At 62.1% G+C, this 19,848-nt stretch carries 20 protein-coding genes; 18 read left to right on the plus strand and 2 right to left on the minus strand.

All coding sequences use genetic code 11. From position 1 onward, the window contains the following. Positions 1–3: 3 nt before the first annotated feature. Positions 4–363 carry a DUF6522 family protein gene (locus M6D32_RS02470; RefSeq protein WP_298252976.1) on the minus strand — a complete coding sequence of 120 codons (360 nt, stop codon included), beginning with the start codon at positions 361–363 and terminating at the stop codon, positions 4–6. 70 nt (positions 364–433) lie between these two features. On the opposite strand from M6D32_RS02470, the gene M6D32_RS02475 reads away from it, so the two are divergent. The 6 genes from M6D32_RS02475 (at position 434) to M6D32_RS02500 (ending at position 4,974) form a co-directional block, all read left to right on the plus strand. Beyond that, positions 434–934, plus strand: coding sequence for a hypothetical protein (locus M6D32_RS02475; RefSeq protein ID WP_298252978.1), 501 nt, complete (start codon positions 434–436; stop codon positions 932–934). Beyond that, positions 931–1,212, plus strand: a complete 282-nt coding sequence (locus M6D32_RS02480) for a DUF2249 domain-containing protein (protein WP_298252990.1) — start codon at positions 931–933, stop codon at positions 1,210–1,212. The genes M6D32_RS02475 and M6D32_RS02480 overlap by 4 nt, the downstream gene beginning before the upstream one ends. A 497-nt stretch (positions 1,213–1,709) precedes the next feature. Beyond that, positions 1,710–1,907: a hypothetical protein gene (locus tag M6D32_RS26900; protein WP_366145804.1), complete on the plus strand. Its 198-nt coding sequence runs from the start codon at positions 1,710–1,712 to the stop codon at positions 1,905–1,907. Positions 1,908–2,135: 228 nt separating this feature from the next. Continuing rightward, on the plus strand, positions 2,136–3,263 hold the full coding sequence (nirK, locus tag M6D32_RS02490) for a copper-containing nitrite reductase (RefSeq protein ID WP_298252992.1): 1,128 nt from the start codon (positions 2,136–2,138) through the stop codon (positions 3,261–3,263). A gap of 56 nt (positions 3,264–3,319) precedes the next feature. Continuing rightward, positions 3,320–4,180, plus strand: coding sequence for an SUMF1/EgtB/PvdO family nonheme iron enzyme (locus M6D32_RS02495; RefSeq protein WP_298252994.1), 861 nt, complete (start codon positions 3,320–3,322; stop codon positions 4,178–4,180). 260 nt (positions 4,181–4,440) lie between these two features. Further along, positions 4,441–4,974 (plus strand): TetR-like C-terminal domain-containing protein, encoded by a 534-nt coding sequence (locus M6D32_RS02500; protein WP_298252996.1) that lies wholly within the window; start codon positions 4,441–4,443, stop codon positions 4,972–4,974. Positions 4,975–5,148: 174 nt separating this feature from the next. On the opposite strand, the gene M6D32_RS02505 is transcribed toward M6D32_RS02500, so the two are convergent. Then, positions 5,149–5,622: a hypothetical protein gene (locus M6D32_RS02505; RefSeq protein ID WP_298252998.1), complete on the minus strand. Its 474-nt coding sequence runs from the start codon at positions 5,620–5,622 to the stop codon at positions 5,149–5,151. Between the two features lie 276 nt (positions 5,623–5,898). On the opposite strand from M6D32_RS02505, the gene M6D32_RS02510 reads away from it, so the two are divergent. From M6D32_RS02510 to M6D32_RS02565, 12 genes are all read left to right on the plus strand, one after another. Continuing rightward, a complete protein-coding gene (locus M6D32_RS02510) occupies positions 5,899–6,600 on the plus strand; it encodes a c-type cytochrome (protein WP_298253000.1) in 702 nt (233 codons plus the stop codon). A 10-nt stretch (positions 6,601–6,610) separates the two neighbouring features. After that, a complete protein-coding gene (locus M6D32_RS02515) occupies positions 6,611–7,870 on the plus strand; it encodes a cytochrome c (protein ID WP_298253002.1) in 1,260 nt (419 codons plus the stop codon). A 7-nt stretch (positions 7,871–7,877) separates the two neighbouring features. Beyond that, positions 7,878–8,057 carry a hypothetical protein gene (locus M6D32_RS02520; RefSeq protein ID WP_298253004.1) on the plus strand — a complete coding sequence of 60 codons (180 nt, stop codon included), beginning with the start codon at positions 7,878–7,880 and terminating at the stop codon, positions 8,055–8,057. Next, entirely contained in the window at positions 8,054–8,614 is a 561-nt protein-coding gene (locus tag M6D32_RS02525) for a cytochrome C oxidase subunit II (protein ID WP_298253006.1), read from the plus strand. Before M6D32_RS02520 ends, M6D32_RS02525 begins: the two co-directional genes overlap by 4 nt. After that, on the plus strand, positions 8,601–10,223 hold the full coding sequence (locus M6D32_RS02530; RefSeq protein WP_298253008.1) for a b(o/a)3-type cytochrome-c oxidase subunit 1: 1,623 nt from the start codon (positions 8,601–8,603) through the stop codon (positions 10,221–10,223). Before M6D32_RS02525 ends, M6D32_RS02530 begins: the two co-directional genes overlap by 14 nt. Then, on the plus strand, positions 10,223–11,041 hold the full coding sequence (locus tag M6D32_RS02535) for a c-type cytochrome (protein ID WP_298253010.1): 819 nt from the start codon (positions 10,223–10,225) through the stop codon (positions 11,039–11,041). The genes M6D32_RS02530 and M6D32_RS02535 overlap by 1 nt, the downstream gene beginning before the upstream one ends. A gap of 61 nt (positions 11,042–11,102) precedes the next feature. Beyond that, positions 11,103–12,329 carry a nitrate/nitrite transporter gene (locus tag M6D32_RS02540; protein WP_298253012.1) on the plus strand — a complete coding sequence of 409 codons (1,227 nt, stop codon included), beginning with the start codon at positions 11,103–11,105 and terminating at the stop codon, positions 12,327–12,329. A 21-nt stretch (positions 12,330–12,350) separates the two neighbouring features. After that, positions 12,351–16,133 (plus strand): nitrate reductase subunit alpha, encoded by a 3,783-nt coding sequence (locus M6D32_RS02545; protein WP_298253014.1) that lies wholly within the window; start codon positions 12,351–12,353, stop codon positions 16,131–16,133. Continuing rightward, complete coding sequence (gene narH, locus M6D32_RS02550; protein WP_298253016.1) at positions 16,130–17,662, plus strand: nitrate reductase subunit beta; 1,533 nt, start codon at positions 16,130–16,132, stop codon at positions 17,660–17,662. The genes M6D32_RS02545 and narH overlap by 4 nt, the downstream gene beginning before the upstream one ends. Positions 17,663–17,672: 10 nt before the next feature. Next, the gene (gene narJ / locus M6D32_RS02555; RefSeq protein WP_298253018.1) at positions 17,673–18,308 is read left to right on the plus strand and encodes a nitrate reductase molybdenum cofactor assembly chaperone; all 636 of its coding nucleotides are present in this window, start codon (positions 17,673–17,675) and stop codon (positions 18,306–18,308) included. Between the two features lie 16 nt (positions 18,309–18,324). Beyond that, positions 18,325–19,044 (plus strand): respiratory nitrate reductase subunit gamma, encoded by a 720-nt coding sequence (gene narI, locus M6D32_RS02560; RefSeq protein ID WP_298253020.1) that lies wholly within the window; start codon positions 18,325–18,327, stop codon positions 19,042–19,044. Beyond that, complete coding sequence (locus tag M6D32_RS02565) at positions 19,041–19,760, plus strand: peptidylprolyl isomerase (RefSeq protein ID WP_298253022.1); 720 nt, start codon at positions 19,041–19,043, stop codon at positions 19,758–19,760. The genes narI and M6D32_RS02565 overlap by 4 nt, the downstream gene beginning before the upstream one ends. The last annotated feature ends 88 nt before the right edge of the window (positions 19,761–19,848 follow it).

Here is a 19,848-nt window from a genome sequence, read left to right on the forward strand (position 1 = left end):
AATTTACGTGTCCTGGTCCATCGGATCCTCGTCTGCGGTCATCGCTCGACCTCGCGCGTCCGGCATCGGACGGTCGCCGAAATCGATGGTTGACTTGCGCAGGATGCGGCCTTCCGTATCCGTGCTCAGGCGCGCACGGCGATTGCGGTAGAAGAAGCTGAGACGGAATTTTCCGGCGTGCTCGTCGACCCCGCGTTCGCAAGCGCTGGTGATCCTTCCCAAGCGCATCAGCCTCCGCACGTGCGAAGCAGGAACATGCAGCAGCTCGCCGACGAGCGCTGCGTCCACCATGAACGTATCGTCGCGGATATCGACCGCGCGTCGGGTGGCTGCCGCCGAGCTGATGTCCTGGCTCTCGATCATCGCAATTCTCCTTGTCGAGGCACGATAAAAGATATATATAGAATATATCTTTTAACTCGGAGGTCAACCCATGACCATTCCCGTTCGAATGGAAGTCCAGGCGAACTCACGTCCCACGCAGAGCCCTTCCCTCTACCAGGCGCTTCCGCTCCGGACGACGATTGGTCGCACCTTCGAAACGTCCGTTCATCTTTCCACCGCCGATCTCGCATTCCGAATCTTTGCGACCTTTCGCGCTCACCCGCACATCAACAACGTTTTGACGCACATTTCGCGCTCGAACTGGACCCAGGTGGAACGCGCGCTCAACGTCATTCTCGATCCGACGGCGACCACCGACGAACTTTCCCCGCTGGCGCACAACATCATCGATCTGATGTGCGCCGAGCGTGGTATCACCGGGAAGATCCTCAAACCTTACTTCCACGCAGCTTTACACCGGCTGCTTGGATCGGTGGAAGCAGAACGATTGATCCGCCACATCGAAGCGCTTCCTCCTGAGCTCGAAAGGAAGGCCGAGCAGCCGGCGCCGGCGACCGCTTCGTGTGCCCCCTCCAAGGAGACGGCATGACCGAGTCCCGCGTTGACGAGCGCGTGATCAACGTTGCCGACATCGATCCGCAACATCGTCATGCGATCCTCTTTCGCCTCTTCGAGCATCTCGCGCCGAATGAATCGTTGCAGATCGTCGTGGATCACGATCCGAGGCGGCTCCGCCTGCAGCTCGAGGCGCTTCATGGGTCGCGCTGCGGCTGGTCTTATCTGGAGCAGGGCCCCGATCTTTGGCGCGTTCGCTTGCGCCTGCTTGCGCACGGAGACGCTCGCGAGGAAGGGAAGCCGGAATGTTAAGCAACTCGCATTACCACGTTCTGTCTGACGGTGAGGCGGAATGGGCATCTCTTGAAGCGCTGATCCGCGAGGATTTCGCGAGGTGTCATCCTGGCGAGACGCTGGAAGACCTCAGGCGCCGGGCCGCTTTCTCGAAGGAGGACAAGGGACTGCTTCGGGACTGGATGGCGGTTGCGGCCGGTCGTGTCGCGAGGCATCAAGCAACGAGCGCTTCGGCGAATCGCCGAGTCGCGGCCGAATCCTGAATATCAGGCAATCAGGTACCATCATGCATTGACAAATTTCTACGACTATTGCCTCCGGCTCCTGATCTACGCGGCCGCGAGGAAAGATCGTCTGATCACGATCGAGGAGGTTTCGAGATCACGATGTCTCGCGCGGCCATCTGATGAATGTCGCCAACACGGTGACCAGGGCCGGTTACCTCAAGGCGGTACGCGGCCGGTCCGGCGGTTTGATGCTGGCCAAGACCCCCGGGCGAGATCGGACTCGGCGAGGTGATCCGCGCGTCCGAGCCGGATTTCGCCCTCGTCGAATGCTTCGGCGCCAGCGGCGAGTGCGTCATCACGCGTTCCTGCCGCCTGCGCGGAATTCTCCACGAAGGACTGGACGCGTTCGACGCCGGGCTCGACAAGTACACGCTGGCGGACCTGATGCTGCGACCCAAGGACTTCGGCGTATGGCCCGCGACGTAACGAAACCGATCACAGCAGGCTTTGAGTAACGTTAATTAAGGTCAAGCCTCCAGACCCGGCCTCTCAGTTCACTAGCTCCTGAAAGCCGCGCGAGACGCTCTCATCCTTCTTCCTTGCGTCAGAGCAAACTCTGCAGTTCTAGTACCGACCAACTTTGTTGCAGCGCAAAGAGATTTGTGTGGCACCGCAGCATGATCTCCCCATCAAAGCAAACGAGTGGAGAGCACCATGCTTACGCGCAGGACCGCTTTAATGGGCGCCGCAATCGCGGCGATGGTGGCGATGGCGCCGGCGGCGTTCGCCGACGATCTGAAGCTGCCGCGCGAGAAGGTCGACCTGGTCGCGCCGCCCTTCGTCCATCCGCACGAACAGGCGACCAAGGCCGGCCCGAAGATCGTGGAGTTCAAGCTCACGGTGCAGGAGAAGCAGGTCGTGATCGACGACGCCGGCACCAAGATGTGGGCAATGACCTACAACGGTTCGATGCCGGGCCCGATGATGGTCGTTCATGAGGGCGACTACGTCGAGCTGACGCTGGTCAATCCCGAGACCAACACGATGCCGCACAACATCGACCTGCACGCCGCGACCGGGGGTCTCGGTGGCGGCGCGCTGACCCACGTCAATCCGGGCGAGCAGACGGTGCTGCGCTTCAAGGCGACCAGGCCCGGCGTGTTCATCTATCACTGCGCGCCGGAGGGTATGATCCCCTGGCACGTCGTCTCCGGCATGCACGGCGTCGTCATGGTGTTGCCGCGCGACGGGCTGAAGGACGGTAGCGGCAAGCCGCTGCACTACGACAAGGTTTTCTACATCGGCGAGAACGATCTCTACGTGCCGAAGGACGAGAACGGCAAGTACAAGACCTACGACTCCGTCGGCGAATCCTACAGCGACACCATGGATGTCATGCGCAAGCTCGTCCCGAGCCACGTCGTGTTCGAGGGACGAGTCGGGGCGCTGACCGGCAAGAACGCGCTCACTGCCAACGTCGGCGAGACCGTGCTGATCGTCCATTCGGAGGCCAACCGCGACACCCGCCCGCACATCATCGGCGGCCATGGCGACTACGTCTGGGAGACCGGCAAGTTCAACAACCCGCCGGAGCTCGATCTCGAGACCTGGTTCGTCCGCGGCGGTTCGGCAGGCGCGGCGCTCTATACCTTCCGCGAACCCGGCGTTTACGCCTACGTCAACCACAACCTGATCGAGGCGGTGGAGCTCGGCGCGACCGCGCACATCAAGGTCGAGGGGAAGTGGAACGAGGATCTGATGAAGTCGATCTCGCCTCCCGGCCCGATCCCGCCGCAGAAGCTCGGCGCCGCGGCGCCGGCTGATGCCGTGATTACGCGATAGAAATCCTGACGGGGGCCCGCCGCAGGCGGGCTCTTCCATTTTGGGAGTCGAGAGCCATGCTGATCGCGCTGAAACTGAAGGCCGCTGCTCTCGGGGCGGCCGTGGCAGGTCCCCTCCTTGCCGCGTCGCTTGCGCCATCGTCCCCACCGGCGGTGGGCGGCACGGTCTCACTTCCGGCCTCCTCCTTCAGCTACCGGGTCGCCGGCGACTTCTCTCGCGAAGGCCGGCCGGTTTCGGCTCCGCTGCGGGAGGTCCGTCTGACAGGCACTCTCGTTGTCATGAAGAACCAGGTGACGGCTGCCGAGTACGCGCACTGCGCGGCCGAGGGTGCCTGCCCGCGCGTCGCGATGCCGGCCGGATCGCAGGACGTGCCGATGGTCGGCATTTCATGGCATGACGCCACGGCCTACGCGGAGTGGATCTCGCGCAAGACCGGCTTCCGCTACCGCCTTCCCACCGACGAGGAATGGTCTTTCGCCGCGGCCGAGAGGGCACGGGACGAGGCCCTTCCCTTGGTCGACCCCGCGGATCCGGCGCAGGCCTGGATCGCGCGTTACGAAGCAGAAACCGCGCGCGGACGCCCTGCGATCGCGACGCCCCAGCCGCCCGGCACTTTCGGCACCAACAGCAACGGGCTTGCCGACGTCGGCGGCAACGTCTGGGAATGGACAAACTCCTGCTTTCTGCGGGTCTCGCTCGACGGGGGTGCGGAGCGCGTCAGCAACGTCAATTGCGGAGTCCGCGTCGTCGAAGGCGCCCACCGCACCTACATGACGGACTTCATCCGCGATCCGAAGGTGGGCGGCTGCGCCGCCGGTGTGCCGCCGTCCAATCTCGGCTTCAGACTGGTGGTCGAGGGCGCCTCCCCGGCAGTCGCCATCTTCCAAGGCGCGCTAAGGCTTATTCCTCGCGGCTGACGAGCAGGGTCGAAGGAATCGAGGTCAAGCGGCCGAAAGGCCGCAGACTTGTCGCTTACGGTCTCTTCCATTCCGTTAGGAGACGCTACCGCCGAATCTGTCGACCGAAAGATTGCTCCGACTTGCTTGCGCCGCGACAACGTCGACTTGCGACGAAACGAGTAGTTTTGAAATTGCAATGTGCATCGAAGACTTCGCGGGCTCGGGAGGCTCGTTTGAACACGAACGTAATCGAGCTTGGACATTCACGCGACTTCTCCGTGGACGAGATTCTGGCCAGTTCCTGGGACCGGAAGCTTTCGAAGGATTTGGCCGCCGAAATCGAGGCCTGCACCGGCGACAAGCGCGAGACCGTCGAGGAAATGCGCCGATTTCTGGCCGTGAAGGGTTATCGGGAGCTGCTGCAGTGCCTCCGGACCGCGCGCGACGGCAAGGACTCCGAAGAGGCCCTCCGTGCCATCGCGCATGAGATGCGCAAATACGCGCTGCAACGACCGGCACTCTCAGCGGCTGCCTTCCGCAGCGCGGCCGTCGACTGCCCGCAATGGCGCGCCGCGCACGATGAGCTGCATTCGTTTATGATCGACGTTCTGGGCGACTGCGGTGTGGCCGGCGAAGGAGCAGAGGATGCGCTCAACATGCTCAGAAGCCTGGTTCGCGGTTTCGTCCTGAACGAAATGATGCACTGTTTGATCGGAGTTTATTCGTACGAAGACTCTTTCGACAGCGCGATTCGGGTGTTTGTCGCCGGTCTCCCGGCCTTGGGCGGACCGCGCCCGGGAACCAGGCTTTGAGGCTTGTTCAGGTAAGCGTTGCGGGCCAGCAGCCTCATCCGCATCTCTGTCGCCCGAACCGTCGATCCGTCGCGGCACGAATTCGAAACACAAGTCGCGGCAGCCTTGCCGCTGCGCAAGGCAGCGTCGATTCGGCGCGCTGCAAACGCGGTCCTTCAGTGCCAGCCTTGCGCTTCAAAGATCTTCGGCCTTTCTCACGCCCACGCGCGCCAAATCGCGCAGCAGCCTGCTCAACAGAATGACGTTGGTCCGCTGAAGCAGCCTATTGTCGCCGAATCGGAATTCGTTTCCTTGCGTCACGATCAGACCGTCCGTCCGCTCGAACAGTATCGCGCGTTTCTTCAATCGGGCGACCCGCCGCCGCACGGTTTCGAAAGGCAGATTCAAGAAACGAGCAAGTGCCGCCCGCGATATCCCTTTTTTGAAGGAATCCGGTTCGCTCGCCTCGAGGCTGGCGAACCTCCGGTCCAGAGCTGGATCCTTCATTATCGCGGCGACGTTCGCATTCATCACCGCGTGCACCAGCAACAGATCGACCGGATCGAAGTCGTAATGCCTGAGCAGCTCGCTTATGGAGTACAGCCCGTACGCGAGAATGTGTCTCGACACTGCCCTCGCCAGATCGCCTCTTTTTCTGTCTGAAATCATCACCGTCGTCCGCGCCGTCCAAGAACGGAACGAACCTACTCAAAATGAGTACGCCCGGACTTTGTCTTGCGACAAACACTCGCTTGAAATCGCCTGTTGATGGAGTAGTGACAACATGGTTGGATCGCATGCACCGCGCGCTGCGAGTCCGAGGCAATGAGCTTGATCAATTCCGAAGGACGATCTCGAATCGCAGCTCGGCGTCGGCCTTGGAACAAAATGGTGGCAATCGGAGTTGTGTCCGTTCTTTGCGCAGCATTGGGGCGCCGCGTGCGGATGAGAAGCGCGATCGTCGGGTTAGCGTGGGGGCTCTCCATCCAGGCTTTTCCCGTTTCTGCTCAGACATCTGGCCAGCCACCGGACACGATGGCGGCTCGGGTGGAGGCCTGCACCCCTTGCCATGGCAAGGAGGGCCAAGGCACCAGCGACGTCTACTTCCCGCGTCTGGCCGGCAAGCCGGCAGGGTACCTCTATAATCAGCTCCTCGCCTTCAAGAACGGGCGGCGGAAGTACCCCCCGATGAACTATCTGCTGGAGTATCTCTCCGATCCATACTTGCAGGACATGGCCGGGTATTTCGCCGAACAGCGTCCACCGTTTCCGGCTCCTGCCGCGAGCGACGTCAGCCCCCAGATCTTGCAGCAGGGCCAAGCTTTGGTCAGCCGCGGCGACCCTGCGCGACAGATCCCGGCTTGCGGCAGTTGTCACGGGCCGGGCCTCACGGGCATGGAGCCAGGCATCCCTGGGCTCCTCGGTCTTCGGCCGAATTACGTGAGCGCGCAATTGGGCGCGTGGCGCTACGGCACCCGAACGGCGAAGGGTCCGGACTGCATGCAACAGGTGGCCGCGCGTCTTACCGAAGCCGACGTCACTGCAGTGGCTGCATATCTTGCGAGCCGACCCGTCCCCATCAACGCCGCCCCCGCCCCGAAGGGCTCCTACGTATTGCCCTTCGCATGCGGAAGCGAGCCGGACTGAGGAGACGGTCATGCGATCACGTGCACGAATCCTTGGCTTGCTCCTGCTTTCGTTCCTCGCGGGATCAGCCGCGTACGCGCAGCAACAGAACTCCGCGACCGGCCCGAGCGATATCGTCAAACGCGGCGAGTACCTCGCTCGCGCGGGCGACTGCATCGCCTGCCACACGGCGCCCGAGGGACGCACCTTCGCCGGCGGTCGGGCCATGCCGACGCCATTCGGAACGCTCTACTCGTCCAACATCACGCCAGACCGCGAGACCGGGGTTGGCAAGTGGACCGCCGATGACTTCTACGTCACCATGCACAGAGGCCGCTTTCCCGATGGCGGCCTGATTTATCCGGCGATGCCGTTCGCGTCCTACACCAAGGTCACGCGTGCCGACAGCGACGCGATCTTCGCCTACCTCAAGTCGATTCCGCCGGTGAACCAGAAGAACCGGGAGCACGACCTCCGCTTCCCCTACAACAACCGCGAACTGATCCTTGGCTGGCGCACGCTGTTCTTCACCGAAGGCGAGTTCAAGCCCGATCCTGGGAAATCGGCGGAATGGAATCGCGGCGCCTACCTGGTCGAGGGCCTGGGCCATTGCGGCATGTGCCACTCGCCGATCAATGCGCTCGGCGGGACGTCCCAGTCGGATGCGTTCAAGGGCGGCCTGATCCCGATGCAGAACTGGTACGCGCCCTCGCTCACCTCCAATCGCGAGGCGGGGCTCGGCGACTGGAGCATCCAGGAGATCGTCGATCTTCTGAAAACGGGCGTCTCAGCGCGCGGCGTCGTCTACGGCCCCATGGCGGAGGTCGTCTTCAATAGCCTGCAATACCTGACGGACGAAGATACACGGGCAATGGCGGTGTATCTGAAGGGAATCGCCGAACCGGCACCGAGGCCGCCCGCCGCCACGACACTTCCATCGACCGAGAGTAGTCTACTCATCAGTCTCGGCAAGACGGTCTACGACAACAAATGCGCGACCTGCCACGGCGCGCAAGGCGAGGGCAAAACGCCTGGCTGGCCCCCACTCGCGGGAAACCAGTCGATCGAGATGGAATCCGCCGTGAACCCGATCCGTATGGTGCTGAACGGCGGCTATCCGCCGGGAACTGCAGGCAACCCGAAACCCTACGGCATGCCACCCTTCGCCGGTCAGCTCTCCGACAACGAGGTCGCGGCGGTCGTAAGTTACATCCGCACTGCCTGGGGTAATCGCGGCACGGCCGTCAGTGCGCGCGAGGCGAACGAGCTGCGCTCAGCGCCGCTCGATTGAGGTGAACATGATAAACTCGGACCTGCCCGAACAGGCGGCTGAACGGCTCGATGAGCGCGTCGACAGGATCGTCGCCGGCGGCCCGAGAGGGGCGCTGACCCTTGCGGGCATCACGACGGCAATGGTGATCGCACTCTGGCTGGCGTTCTACTTCTTCGTGTTTCTCCCCCGCGGTGCTCTGCAATGACCGCGGAGGATGCTCACGATGACGCCACGATCGTCCGCACCGAACGCCGCTGGGCAACGATCTCGGTCGTCATCATCGTTGTTCTCATCCTGTTGGCGGCGTTCGCCGGCATCCACCAGGCGACCATGCCGCAGGGACGCGTCGAGACCATCGATCCGACCCGGCTGCACCTCTCCGGCGAGTTCGTCGAATCCAATCTGGGCACGGCGAACGAGGCCGACGGGACCGTCACGGTCCGGGCGATCGGCCAGCAATACTCGTTCACGCCGGCCTGCATCCTCGTGCCGGTCGACACGCCGATCAAGCTGCGAGCCACCAGCGCAGACGTGGTCCACGGGATCCTCATCCAGGGTACTAACGTCAACACCATGCTGGTACCCGGCTACGTTTCAGAGCAGTTCATGCGCTTCGAGAAGACGGGCGACCATCTGATGCCATGCCAGGAGTTCTGCAGCTTCGGCCATGAAGGCATGTGGGGCAAGGTCAGGGTGATCGACAAGGCCGAGTTCGCATCGCGCGCAAAAAATGGTGGGAGGTTGAGCTGTGTTGGTGAATAGGAAGCTCATCCTCGCGCACTTCTGGCTGGCCTTCGTCGTGTTCGGGCTCGCCCTGTGTCTCGGCGCCTGGCAGATGTTCGTGCGCAGCCCGCTCTATACCTGGATCAGCAATCCGGAATGGTACTATCGCTCGCTGACCGCGCACGGCACGGTGATGGGTTACGTCTTCCCGACGCTGGTCGCGATGGGCTTCGGTTATGCGATCACCGAGTCCGCGCTGCAGCAGCGTTTAGTCGGAGTGCGCTGGGCTTGGGCGGGATTCTGGCTGATCGTCATCGGCGCGATCATGGCGATGGTCCCGGTGGCGCTTGGCCGCGCGTCGGTGCTCTACACGTTCTATCCCCCGCTGATCGGCAATGCCTTTTATTACATCGGCGTCGTGCTGGTCGTGGTTGGCTCCTGGATCTGGGTCGCGTTGATGTCCATCAACCTGCGGGTCTGGAGACGCGCTCACCCCGGTGAACCGGTGCCGCTTGCGATGTTCGCGAACGTAGCGGGATCGTATCTCTGGGCTTGGACAGCAGTAGGCGCCGCGCTCGAACTGCTGCTGCAGATCATTCCCGTCGCGCTCGGCCTGAAGACAACGATCGACGCCGGCCTGGCGCGCGTCTTCTTCTCGTGGACACTGCACGCCATCGTCTATTTCTGGCTGATTCCGACCTACATCGCCTATTACACCATCGTGCCGCGTGCGATCGGCGGCCGGCTCTACAGCGACACGATGGCCCGCCTCTCCTTCATCCTGTTCCTCGTTGTCGCGATGCCGATCGGCATCCACCACACTTTCGCCGACCCGCAGGTCGGCGCCGGCTTCAAATTCATCCACTCGACGTTCACCGCGCTGGTCGCATTGCCGACACTGCTGACCGTCTTCACGATCTGCGCATCCGTCGAGATCGCCGCTCGCCTGCGCGGCGGCCGTGGCGCGCTTGGTTGGATCCGAGCGCTGCCGTGGCAAAATCCGATCATGCTGGCAGTCGCATTCTCCTTCGTGATGCTCGGATTCGGCGGCGCCGGCGGTCTGATCAATATGAGCTATCAACTCGATACGACCATCCACAACACGCAGTGGATCACCGGCCATTTCCACCTGATCTTCGGTGGCGCCATCGTCATCATGTATTTCGCCATTGCCTATGACCTCTGGCCGCATCTGACCGGCCGTGCGTTGCCCAATCTTGCTCTGGCACGAACGCAGTTGTGGCTATGGTTCATCGGCATGATCGTGACGACCTTCCCCTGGCACTGGGTCGGCATTCTCGGCATGCCGCGCCGGATGGCCTATTACGACTACTCGAATCCGGCGATTGCCCCGGAAGCGCTCTACGTCAGCCTGTCGGCGTTCGGCGCACTCATCCTTCTGATCTCTGGTCTTCTCTTCCTATTCATCCTGGCGCGCGCACACGCGCAGCCGGCGACCGAGGCGGGCGAATACCGCTTCAGCATGCCCGTGCATCCCGTCCGCTCGGTGCCGCTCGCGTTGAATAGCTTCGGCATCTGGGTTGCTCTGATGATCGGGTTGACCGTCACGAACTACGGCTACCCGATCCTGATGCTGGCCGCGCGCCAAGACACGTCGGTGCCGGCGGTCTATGTGGGGGCGCAGTGATGAGCGCCCGCGAACTCTTCACGTTCCGCAACACCTACTTCTCGATAGGCGTGGGAGTGGCTGCCGGCGTGTTCGCGCTGGCTGCCATCACCGGATTCGTCCTCCTGCCCCGTCTGCAGCCGGAATTGAAATACGCGGACCTCTGGGACGCCTTTTGCAGCGCGGCCGGCCTGCCGCGGCGGAGCGTCTCCTCCGGAGAAATACCAAAATCCCCGCACCGGTTGTCCGAGGCGGTCCTTACGCCGACAACGCTTGCCCGTCCGACCCAGGAATCGATCGGCCGCGGGGCGACACTCGCCCAGCGCTGCGCAATCTGCCACGGGCCGACGGGTATCAGCAGGGCTGACTCCCCCAATCTGGCGGGTCAGTACGCAAGCGTCATCTACAAGGAGCTTTTGGACTTCCGTTCGGGCGCGCGGACCAACGCCGTGATGTCGCCGTTCGCAGCAAACCTGTCCGACCAAGACATCAAGGATCTCGCCGCCTACTATGCGTACCTGCCTCGCCTACCGGCCTATCACCCGCAGGAGCAGCTTCCGAGGCCGCGGGTGGTCATCTATGGCGCGCCGATGCGCGGCATCGCGCCCTGCGGCTCCTGCCACGGCAGCCTCGACAACAAGGCCGGCAGTCCATGGCTGGAAGGGCAATCCGAAGCGTATCTTAAGGCGCAGCTTCAGGCATTCGCGGCCGGTCAGCGCACGAACGACATCAGTCAGCAGATGCGAAACGTCGCGCGCGCACTGACGTCCCAGGAGATCGACCAGGCTGCAGCCTACTACGCCTCGCAGCCGCCCGACATCATCAAGACGACGGATTGACGGGCGGACCATCCTGAGGATGCTGGAAATGCCGAAGTCTAGAAATCTTTTGGTCTTGCTCGTGACCACTTGGGCATTCACCGCCTGTTTCGCAGTGTGGACGATGTTCGGAGTCACGGGCATCCCAATCCGTGCTCAGCTCAATTTGGATTCAACCCAGGTGGGGCTTCTCACGGCCACGCCAGTCTTGACCGGGGCACTGTTCCGCCTGCCACTCGGTATCTGGACAGATCGCTTCGGCGGACGAGCCATCATGCTGCTCTTGCTGGTAGGTTGCGCTATCCCGCTGTGGATCTCGTCGTATGCGACAATGCTGTGGCAGTTCCTGTTGCTCGGCCTCGCTCTCGGGCTGGTCGGCGCTTCCTTCTCCGTCGGAACGCCCTATGTGGCGCGCTTCTTTCCAAAAGAGAGACGCGGGTTCGCCATGGGATTTTTTGGCGCGGGCACCACAGGGGCCGCGCTGAACATGTTCGTCGCCCCGTTTCTGGTGGGCAGCTACGGCTGGCAGTCCGTGCCGAAGGTCTATGCGGTCGCTCTTCTTGTGACGGCGGTATTGTTTTGGTTCCTATCTGCCCCTGATCCTGGGACGGGTGCGGGCAGCGCGCCTTCGATGCGACAGCAGTTGTCGGTATTGCGCGATCCTCGAGTCTGGAAATACTGCCAATACTATTCCATTGTGTTTGGAGGCTTCACAGCCCTGTCGATCTGGATGCCGCAATACTTCAAGAACGAATACGGCTTCTCGATCGCTCAGGCCTCGCTGCTCGCGGCTTGCTTTTCCCTTCCAGGCGGTGCGTTTCGTGCGGTCGGCGGCTGGTTGTCGGATCGCTTTGGCGCTCACGGCGTCACCTGGTGGGTGCTATGGGCGGCCTGGATCGCTTTGTTCCTGCTGTCCTACCCGAGAACCGAGCTGATCGTGCATACCGTCAATGGGCCAGCCAGTTTTGGCATCGCGCTGCCTGCTTGGCTGTTCACCGGGTTGTTAATGGTGCTCGGTATCGCCTTCGCGTGCGGTATGGCATCTACCTTCAAGTACATCGGGGACGATTTTCCGGAAAGCATGGGCGCAGTCTCCGGTATTGTTGGTATGGCCGGCGGCCTTGGTGGGTTCCTCCTGCCGATCATGTTCGGCGCGATCCTGGATCGGTTGGGCGTGAACTCGAGCTGCTTCATGCTGCTTTACGGCATTGTCTGGGTGTCGTTGACGCTGAGCTACCTGACCGAGGTGCGGCGCGCACCCGTGATGGGCGAAGTAACGGGAACGACCATCACCAAGATGTTGCGATAGAATCTGGGAAGGAACTGCCAAATGAGCCATTTCCTCGAACGCCTCACCTACCTTTCCCGGCGGCGCGAACCTTTCGCCGACGGCCTCGGCGAATTGCGCGACGAGGACCGCATGTGGGAGGAAGGATACCGACAGCGCTGGCAGCACGATAAAATCGTGCGCTCCACCCACGGCGTGAACTGCACCGGCGGCTGTAGCTGGAAAATCTACGTCAAGAGCGGCGTCGTCACCTGGGAGACGCAGCAGACCGACTATCCGCGCACCCGCCCCGGCATCCCCAACCACGAGCCGCGCGGCTGCTCGCGCGGCGCCTCCTACAGCTGGTACCTCTACAGCGCCAGCCGCATCAAATACCCATTGGTACGCGGCAGGCTGATCAAGGCATGGCGGGAAGCGCGCCAGACTTTAGAGCCGGTCGAGGCATGGGCCTCGATCGTCGGCGATCAGGAGAAGGCGACAAGCTACAAGGCAATACGCGGGCGCGGCGGCTTCGTGCGCGCGAGTTGGGATGAAGCCACCGAGATCATTGCCGCCGCCAATGTGCACACCATCAAAAACTGGGGGCCGGACCGGGTCGTCGGCTTCTCGCCGATTCCGGCCATGTCGATGGTCTCCTATGCTTCCGGCGCGCGCTATCTCAGTCTGATCGGTGGCACGCTTTTGTCCTTCTACGACTGGTATTGCGACCTGCCGCCATCCTCTCCCCAGACCTGGGGCGAGCAGACCGACGTGCCGGAATCGGCCGACTGGTACAATTCCGGCTACATCATCGCCTGGGGTTCCAACGTGCCGCAGACGCGCACGCCGGACGCGCATTTTTTCACCGAGGCCCGCTATAACGGCACCAAGGTGGTAGCGGTCACGCCCGACTATTCCGAGGTCGCGAAGCTCTCCGATCTGTGGCTGCATCCCAAGCAGGGAACCGACTCGGCCCTCGGCATGGCGCTTGGCCATGTCGTGTTGAAGGAGTTCTTCATCGACCGCAAGGTGCCCTATTTCGAGGATTACGCGCGCCGCTATACCGATCTGCCAATGCTGGTAAAGCTGAAGAAGGACGGTGATCGATGGGTCCCCGATCGCTATCTGCGCCAGAGCGATCTCGCCGGCGGAACTAAATCGCGCGCTAAGACGGCAAAATCCGACAGCGCCGACTGGAAGACGATTGCCTTTTCAGAGGAGACAGGTGAGCCGGTGGTTCCGCAGGGTTCGATGGGCTATCGCTGGCCTAAGGACGGCGAGCCGCAGAGCCGCTGGAACCTCGAGGAAAAAGATGGCGAGAGCGGCGAGCCCATACGGCTGGCACTGAGCGCCCTCGACCGATGTGACGACATCGTTCCGGCGGCTTTCCCCTATTTCGGCGGTCAACTGCATGAGCGTTTCGCCGAGAACGACCAGGGCGGCGACATACTCGTCCGCAACGTGCCGGTGCGACGGCTGGCGCTGGTCGATGGCGAGGGGATCGTTGCGAGCGTCTTCGACCTGATGTGCGCCCATTACGGGCTCGACCGCGGGCTCGGCGGCGCCTGCGCATCGGGTTATGACGACGACGTGCCCTATACGCCGGCCTGGCAGGAGACAATCACCGGCGTCCCCGCCGAATGTGCCATCCGCGTCGCGCGCGAGTTTGCCCACAATGCGGAAAAGACCAATGGCCGTTCTATGGTGATCATCGGTGCGGGTGTGAACCATTGGTATCACCAGGACATGACCTATCGTTCCATCATCAATGTCCTGATGCTGTGCGGCACGATCGGCGTCTCCGGCGGCGGCTGGGCGCATTATGTCGGCCAGGAGGCGCTGCGCCCGCTTGCCGGTTGGATGACACTCGCCTTTGCGCGGGACTGGGTGCGGCCGGTGCGCCAGATGAACGGCACGTCGTTCTTCTACTCCCATTCCGACCAGTGGCGCTATGAGAAGCTCGATGTGTCCGGCCTTCTTTCGCCGCTCGCCGATCCGGACAACTACAAGGGCAGCTTCATCGACCTCAATGTACGCGCCGAGCGCATGGGCTGGCTACCTTCGGCGCCGCAATTGGCATCCAACCCGCTGGGGCTTGCGGCCGAGGCGGAAAAGGCCGGGCTCGAGCCACGCGAATTCGTCGCCGATGGCCTCAAATCGGGCGCGTTGAAACTTTCCTGCGAGGATCCGGACAATCCCGTCAATTTCCCGCGCAACCTGTTCATCTGGCGCTCGAACCTCTTCGGCTCGTCCGGCAAGGGTCACGAATATTTCCTAAAGCATTTCCTTGGCACCAGGCACGGGCTGCAGGGCAAGGATCTCGGCGAGACGGGCGCGGTCAAGCCCGAGGAGATCGTCTGGCGCGATCCGGTACCGGAAGGCAAGCTCGATCTGGTGGTGACGCTCGACTTCCGCATGTCGTCAAGCTGCCTCTATTCCGATATCGTGCTGCCGACGGCATCTTGGTATGAGAAGAACGATCTTAACACCACCGACATGCATACTTTCATTCATCCGCTGTCGGCAGCAGTAGATCCGGTCTGGGAATCGAAGAGCGACTGGGAAACCTACAAGGCGATCGCCAAACGCTTTTCCGAACTCGCCGAGGGTCATCTCGGCGTCGAGCGCGATCTCGTGCTGAGCCCGATCAAGCACGACACGCCGGGCGAGCTTGCCCAACCCTTCGGCGTCAAGGACTGGAAGAAGGGCGAATGCGACCCGATCCCGGGTGTGACCGCTCCGCAGGTGACGATAGTCGAGCGGGATTATCCCAATACCTGGCGACGCTTCACAGCGCTCGGGCCGCTGATCGACACTCTCGGGAACGAGGAAAAGGGCGTCGAGTGGGAGACGGAAGCAGAGGTCGCGGGGCTGCGCGAACTGAACCGCACGGTAACAGAAGACGGGCCGACAAAGGGGCGGCCGCGCATCGATACCGACATCGATGCGGCCGAAACCATTCTTTATCTCGCTCCAGAGACAAATGGCGAGGTTGCCGTGAAGGGGTGGGAGGCGCTCGGCGAAAAGACCGGCCGCGACCACACCCATCTGGCGAAGCAGCGCGAGGACGAAAAGATCCGCTTCCGCGACATCGTCGCCCAACCCCGCAAGGTCATCACATCACACACCTGGTCAGGCATCCAGAGCGAGGAGCAGACCTATAATGCGGGCTATCTGAACCGCACCGAACTGATCCCCTGGCGCACGCTCACCGGCCGCCAGCAGTTCTACCAGGACCACCAATGGATGCGCGATTTCGGCGAAGCTTTCGCGCTCTACCGGCCGCCGGTCGACACCCAGACCGTCAACGCCATGCTCGGCAAGCACTCCAACGGCGAGAAGGAAATCGTCCTCAACTTCATCACGCCGCACCAGAAATGGGGCATCCACTCCACCTATACCGACAATCTGATCATGCTGACGTTGTCGCGCGGCGGGCCGATCGTCTGGATTTCCGAGGTGGACGCGAAGAAGGCCGGCATCGTCGACAATGATTGGATCGAACTCTTCAACGTAAATGGCGCCATCTCCGCCCGCGCCGTCGTCAGCCAACGCGTCAAGGAGGGCATGTGCCTGATGTATCACGCACAGGAGAAGATTGTGAACGTGCCGGGCTCGCAGATCACCGGTCAGCGCGGCGGCATCCACAATTCCGTCACCCGCACGTTGCTGAAGCCGACCCACATGATCGGCGGTTACGCCCAGCTCTCCTACGGCTTCAACTATTACGGCACGGTGGGTTCGAACCGCGACGAGTTTGTCATCGTGCGCAAGCTCAACGAGATCAAGTGGCTTGATCACTCGAACCCGGTGGACCGGGCTCGCCAGCAGGAGCCCGTATCATGAAAATCCGTGCTCAGATCGCAATGGTGATGAATCTGGACAAATGCATCGGGTGCCACACCTGCTCCGTCACCTGCAAGCAAGTGTGGACCTCCCGCCAAGGGATGGAATACGCTTGGTTCAACAACGTCGAGACCAAGCCCGGCATTGGCTACCCCAAGGATTGGGAAAACCAGGAGCGCTGGAACGGCGGCTGGAAGCGCAAGAAGAACGGCAAAATCGTGCCGAAGCAGGGCGGCCGGCTCGCGCTGCTTTCGAAAATATTCGCCAATCCGAACCTGCCGGAAATCGACGACTATTACGAACCGTTCACCTTCGACTATGAACATTTGCAGAAGGCGCCTGAACTTGAAACCGCGCCTGTCGCGCGGCCGCTTTCGCTCGTTACCGGCCGGCCAATGGAAAAGATCGAGTGGGGCCCGAACTGGGAGGAAATCCTCGGCGGCGAATTCGACAAGCGCTCGAAGGACTACAATTTCGAAGCCGTTCAGAAGGACATTTACGGGCAGTTCGAAAACACTTTCATGATGTATCTGCCGCGGCTCTGCGAGCATTGCCTCAACCCGGCCTGCGTCGCCTCCTGCCCCTCCGGCTCCATCTACAAGCGCGAGGAGGACGGTATCGTCCTCATCGACCAGGACAAGTGCCGCGGCTGGCGCATGTGCGTATCGGGCTGCCCCTACAAGAAGATCTATTACAACTGGACCTCCGGCAAGGCGGAGAAGTGCATCTTCTGCTATCCACGCATCGAGGCCGGGCAGCCGACGGTTTGTTCGGAAACCTGCGTCGGCCGCATCCGCTATCTCGGCGTGCTGCTCTACGATGCCGACAGCATCGAGAAGGCGGCTTCCGTCGAAGACGAGCAGGACCTTTACGAGGCCCAGCTAAAGCTTTTCCTCGATCCGAACGATCCCGCCGTAGTGGAGCAGGCACGTGCCGACGGCATTGCTGACAACTGGATCGAGGCTGCCAGGCGCTCACCCACTTACAAGATGGCGGTAGACTGGAAGATCGCCTTCCCGCTCCATCCCGAATACCGCACACTGCCGATGGTCTGGTACGTGCCGCCGCTCTCGCCCATCCAGTCCCACGCCAACGCCGGCGCGATCGAGACGGTCGGCGAAATCCCCGATGTGCGCTCGCTGCGCATCCCGGTGCGCTATCTCGCCAACCTACTCACCGCCGGCGCCGAAGCGCCGATCGTCTTGGCGCTGGAGCGGATGTTGGCCATGCGCATCTACTACCGCCAGCGTCAGCTCGGCGAGGGCGACGGCGAGGCGGCGCTGGCGCAGGCGGGACTGTCGAAGGCGCAGGTGGAGGAGATGCACCGCTATCTCTCCATCGCCAACTATGAGGACCGCTTCGTCATTCCAACCAGCCACCGCGAAGAGGCAGAGGACGCCTATGGCCTGAAGGGCTCGTGCGGCTTCACCTTCGGCAATGGCTGCGACTTCGGGCCACCGCATTCGACCCTTTTCGGCGGCAAGATGGGGCGGCGCAAGCTGAACCCGATGCGGCCGCTCGACACGTGAGGGCTGTACCATGCTGATCTTCAGGGCTTTTAGCGCGCTGCTTTCCTATCCGAGCGTAGAGATGCGTCAGGCGCTGCCGGAGATTTCCGCTGTCATAACCAGTTCGCCGCTGGTCGCGGCAGGAGAGCGGCAGCAGCTTATCGATCTGATCGCCGAACTCCGCGAAGGTGATTTGCTGGCGGCGGAGGAACGCTATGTTGATTTGTTTGACAGGGGGCGGGCGCTGTCTCTACATTTGTTCGAGCATCTACATGGCGACGGACGCGACCGCGGCGCGGCCATGGTCGAGCTGAAGGCGCTCTATGCCGCCGCCGGCTTCGATCTCGCGACATCTGAACTGCCGGACTACCTGCCGGTCGTATTGGAATATCTCAGCCAGCGCGCCGTGGCAGAGGCGCGCGACATGCTCGCCGATTGCGCCCACATCCTCAACTCCATCGCGCGCTCGCTGATCGCCAGACAAAGTCGCTACGCGGCCGTGCCGCAGGCACTTCTGGTTATCGCTGGGGAAAAGCCGATCGACGCGTCTGATATCAAGTTCGTCCGCGAAGAACCCGAGGCCCTCGACCGCGATTGGGTCGAGCAACCGGCCTTCGCTGGAGCGCCCGAGATATCGACGCCTGCCTCCCGCGGGCGTCTATCCTGAGAGGGGAGATTTTCTGATGCTCACCAATTCCTACGTGAATACGCTCCTCTTCGGGGTCTATCCCTATATCTGCCTCGTGGTGCTCCTGATCGGCAGTCTGATCCGCTTCGACCGTGAGCCATATACATGGAAAAGCGATTCCTCGCAGATGCTGCGCAAGCGCGAACTGCGCCTCGGCTCCAACTTTTTCCATTACGGCGTCATCATCGTCATCCTCGGTCATTTTGCTGGATTCCTCGCGCCCAACTGGGCGGTCGACTGGGCCCTGTCGCCTGTTGCGCACCAGCTGCTGGCGATGGTGGTCGGCGGCATCGCCGGTCTCGTCGCCATCATTGGCTTGACTATTTTAATTCACCGGCGGCTCGCCGACCCGCGCATCCGGCTGAACAGCCGCAAATGGGACATCGCCATCACCTTCATGCTGTGGCTACAGCTTTTGCTCGGCCTTCTTACTGTGCCGCTCTCGGCCTATCATATGGATGGCGGGTTGTTCGAAACGCTGTGCAGTTACGTCAAGGGCGTCGTGACGCTCAATGCCGGGTCTGCGGCACTCATGGTCGACGTGCCGCTCACCTACAAGCTGCACATCCTACTCGGCTTCACGCTCTTCCTCGTCTCGCCCTTCACGCGCATGATCCATATCTGGAGCGGCGCCGGCGCACTCGCCTATCTGTTCAGGCCCTACCAGGTCGTGCGGACGCCGAAGACGCGTGCGAAGGAGCCGATCCGGTCATGAGCGTCTCGGTGAATGGCGTCGACGTAGCCGCGGCTGCTGAAACTACCAGCGAGCTCAGCGCGGCACGGGAATTGCTCAGACAACGGGCGGTCGCTGTCGGCATTCTCGATGCCACATCGACCGACGAAGGGACCATCGATCAAGCAATCGAAGAGCTGCTCGCACGCGAGATCGTGACGCCGACTCCGATGGATGAGGAATGCCGACGCTATTACGACGCATATCCGCGGGATTTCGAAAGCGGTGATTTGGTGCATGCCCGCCACATTCTATTCCAGGTGACCCCTGCGGTGAGCATCCCCGAGATTCGCGAGCGCGCGGAACAGACGCTGAACGAGTTGTTGCGGGAGCCCGAGCGCTTCGCATCCGTGGCGGCCGAAATGTCAAACTGCCCTTCTGGTCAGCACGGGGGCAATCTGGGGCAGATCGGCCGTGGTGACACGGTGCCGGAGTTCGAGAGGGCGATTTTTCGGTTGGGGCTAACCGGCCTGCTGCGGGAGTTGGTAAAAACTCGTCATGGCTTCCACATCGTGGCCATCGATCAACGCATCCCTGGAAAGCGGCTGCCATTCGACGTGGTACGGGACGAAATCGCCGAACGCCTCCGCGCCATGGTCGAAGAAAAGGCGCTCCGGCAATACATCAGCGTTCTGGCAGGAAAGGCCGACATACAGGGCGCCGACCTCAATGGAACGGAGATACCCCTGGTTCAATAAGAGCTTGCGTCGCTCGGCCTGGTAGGGCCCGGCTATTGCGGAAGTCGCTCAGGAGAATCGGTGCACCGTGCTTGGAGAGCTAATCGCG

Origin of the sequence: Bradyrhizobium sp., assembly GCF_027307225.1 — a bacterium.
GTDB lineage: Bacteria > Pseudomonadota > Alphaproteobacteria > Rhizobiales > Xanthobacteraceae > Bradyrhizobium.

What these genes read in the sequence shown, in the direction of transcription:
- M6D32_RS02515 (WP_298253002.1), top strand. Translation starts at nt 6,611, where the DNA reads ATGCGATCACGTGCACGAATCCTTGGCTTGCTCCTGCTTTCGTTCCTC.
- narJ (WP_298253018.1), top strand. Translation starts at nt 17,673, where the DNA reads ATGCTGATCTTCAGGGCTTTTAGCGCGCTGCTTTCCTATCCGAGCGTA.
- M6D32_RS02480 (WP_298252990.1), top strand. Translation starts at nt 931, where the DNA reads ATGACCGAGTCCCGCGTTGACGAGCGCGTGATCAACGTTGCCGACATC.
- M6D32_RS02525 (WP_298253006.1), top strand. Translation starts at nt 8,054, where the DNA reads ATGACCGCGGAGGATGCTCACGATGACGCCACGATCGTCCGCACCGAA.
- M6D32_RS02505 (WP_298252998.1), bottom strand. Translation starts at nt 5,622, where the DNA reads ATGATTTCAGACAGAAAAAGAGGCGATCTGGCGAGGGCAGTGTCGAGA.
- narH (WP_298253016.1), top strand. Translation starts at nt 16,130, where the DNA reads ATGAAAATCCGTGCTCAGATCGCAATGGTGATGAATCTGGACAAATGC.
- M6D32_RS02535 (WP_298253010.1), top strand. Translation starts at nt 10,223, where the DNA reads ATGAGCGCCCGCGAACTCTTCACGTTCCGCAACACCTACTTCTCGATA.
- M6D32_RS02495 (WP_298252994.1), top strand. Translation starts at nt 3,320, where the DNA reads ATGCTGATCGCGCTGAAACTGAAGGCCGCTGCTCTCGGGGCGGCCGTG.
- M6D32_RS02520 (WP_298253004.1), top strand. Translation starts at nt 7,878, where the DNA reads ATGATAAACTCGGACCTGCCCGAACAGGCGGCTGAACGGCTCGATGAG.
- M6D32_RS02545 (WP_298253014.1), top strand. Translation starts at nt 12,351, where the DNA reads ATGAGCCATTTCCTCGAACGCCTCACCTACCTTTCCCGGCGGCGCGAA.
- M6D32_RS02470 (WP_298252976.1), bottom strand. Translation starts at nt 363, where the DNA reads ATGATCGAGAGCCAGGACATCAGCTCGGCGGCAGCCACCCGACGCGCG.
- nirK (WP_298252992.1), top strand. Translation starts at nt 2,136, where the DNA reads ATGCTTACGCGCAGGACCGCTTTAATGGGCGCCGCAATCGCGGCGATG.
- narI (WP_298253020.1), top strand. Translation starts at nt 18,325, where the DNA reads ATGCTCACCAATTCCTACGTGAATACGCTCCTCTTCGGGGTCTATCCC.
- M6D32_RS02510 (WP_298253000.1), top strand. Translation starts at nt 5,899, where the DNA reads ATGAGAAGCGCGATCGTCGGGTTAGCGTGGGGGCTCTCCATCCAGGCT.
- M6D32_RS02565 (WP_298253022.1), top strand. Translation starts at nt 19,041, where the DNA reads ATGAGCGTCTCGGTGAATGGCGTCGACGTAGCCGCGGCTGCTGAAACT.
- M6D32_RS02475 (WP_298252978.1), top strand. Translation starts at nt 434, where the DNA reads ATGACCATTCCCGTTCGAATGGAAGTCCAGGCGAACTCACGTCCCACG.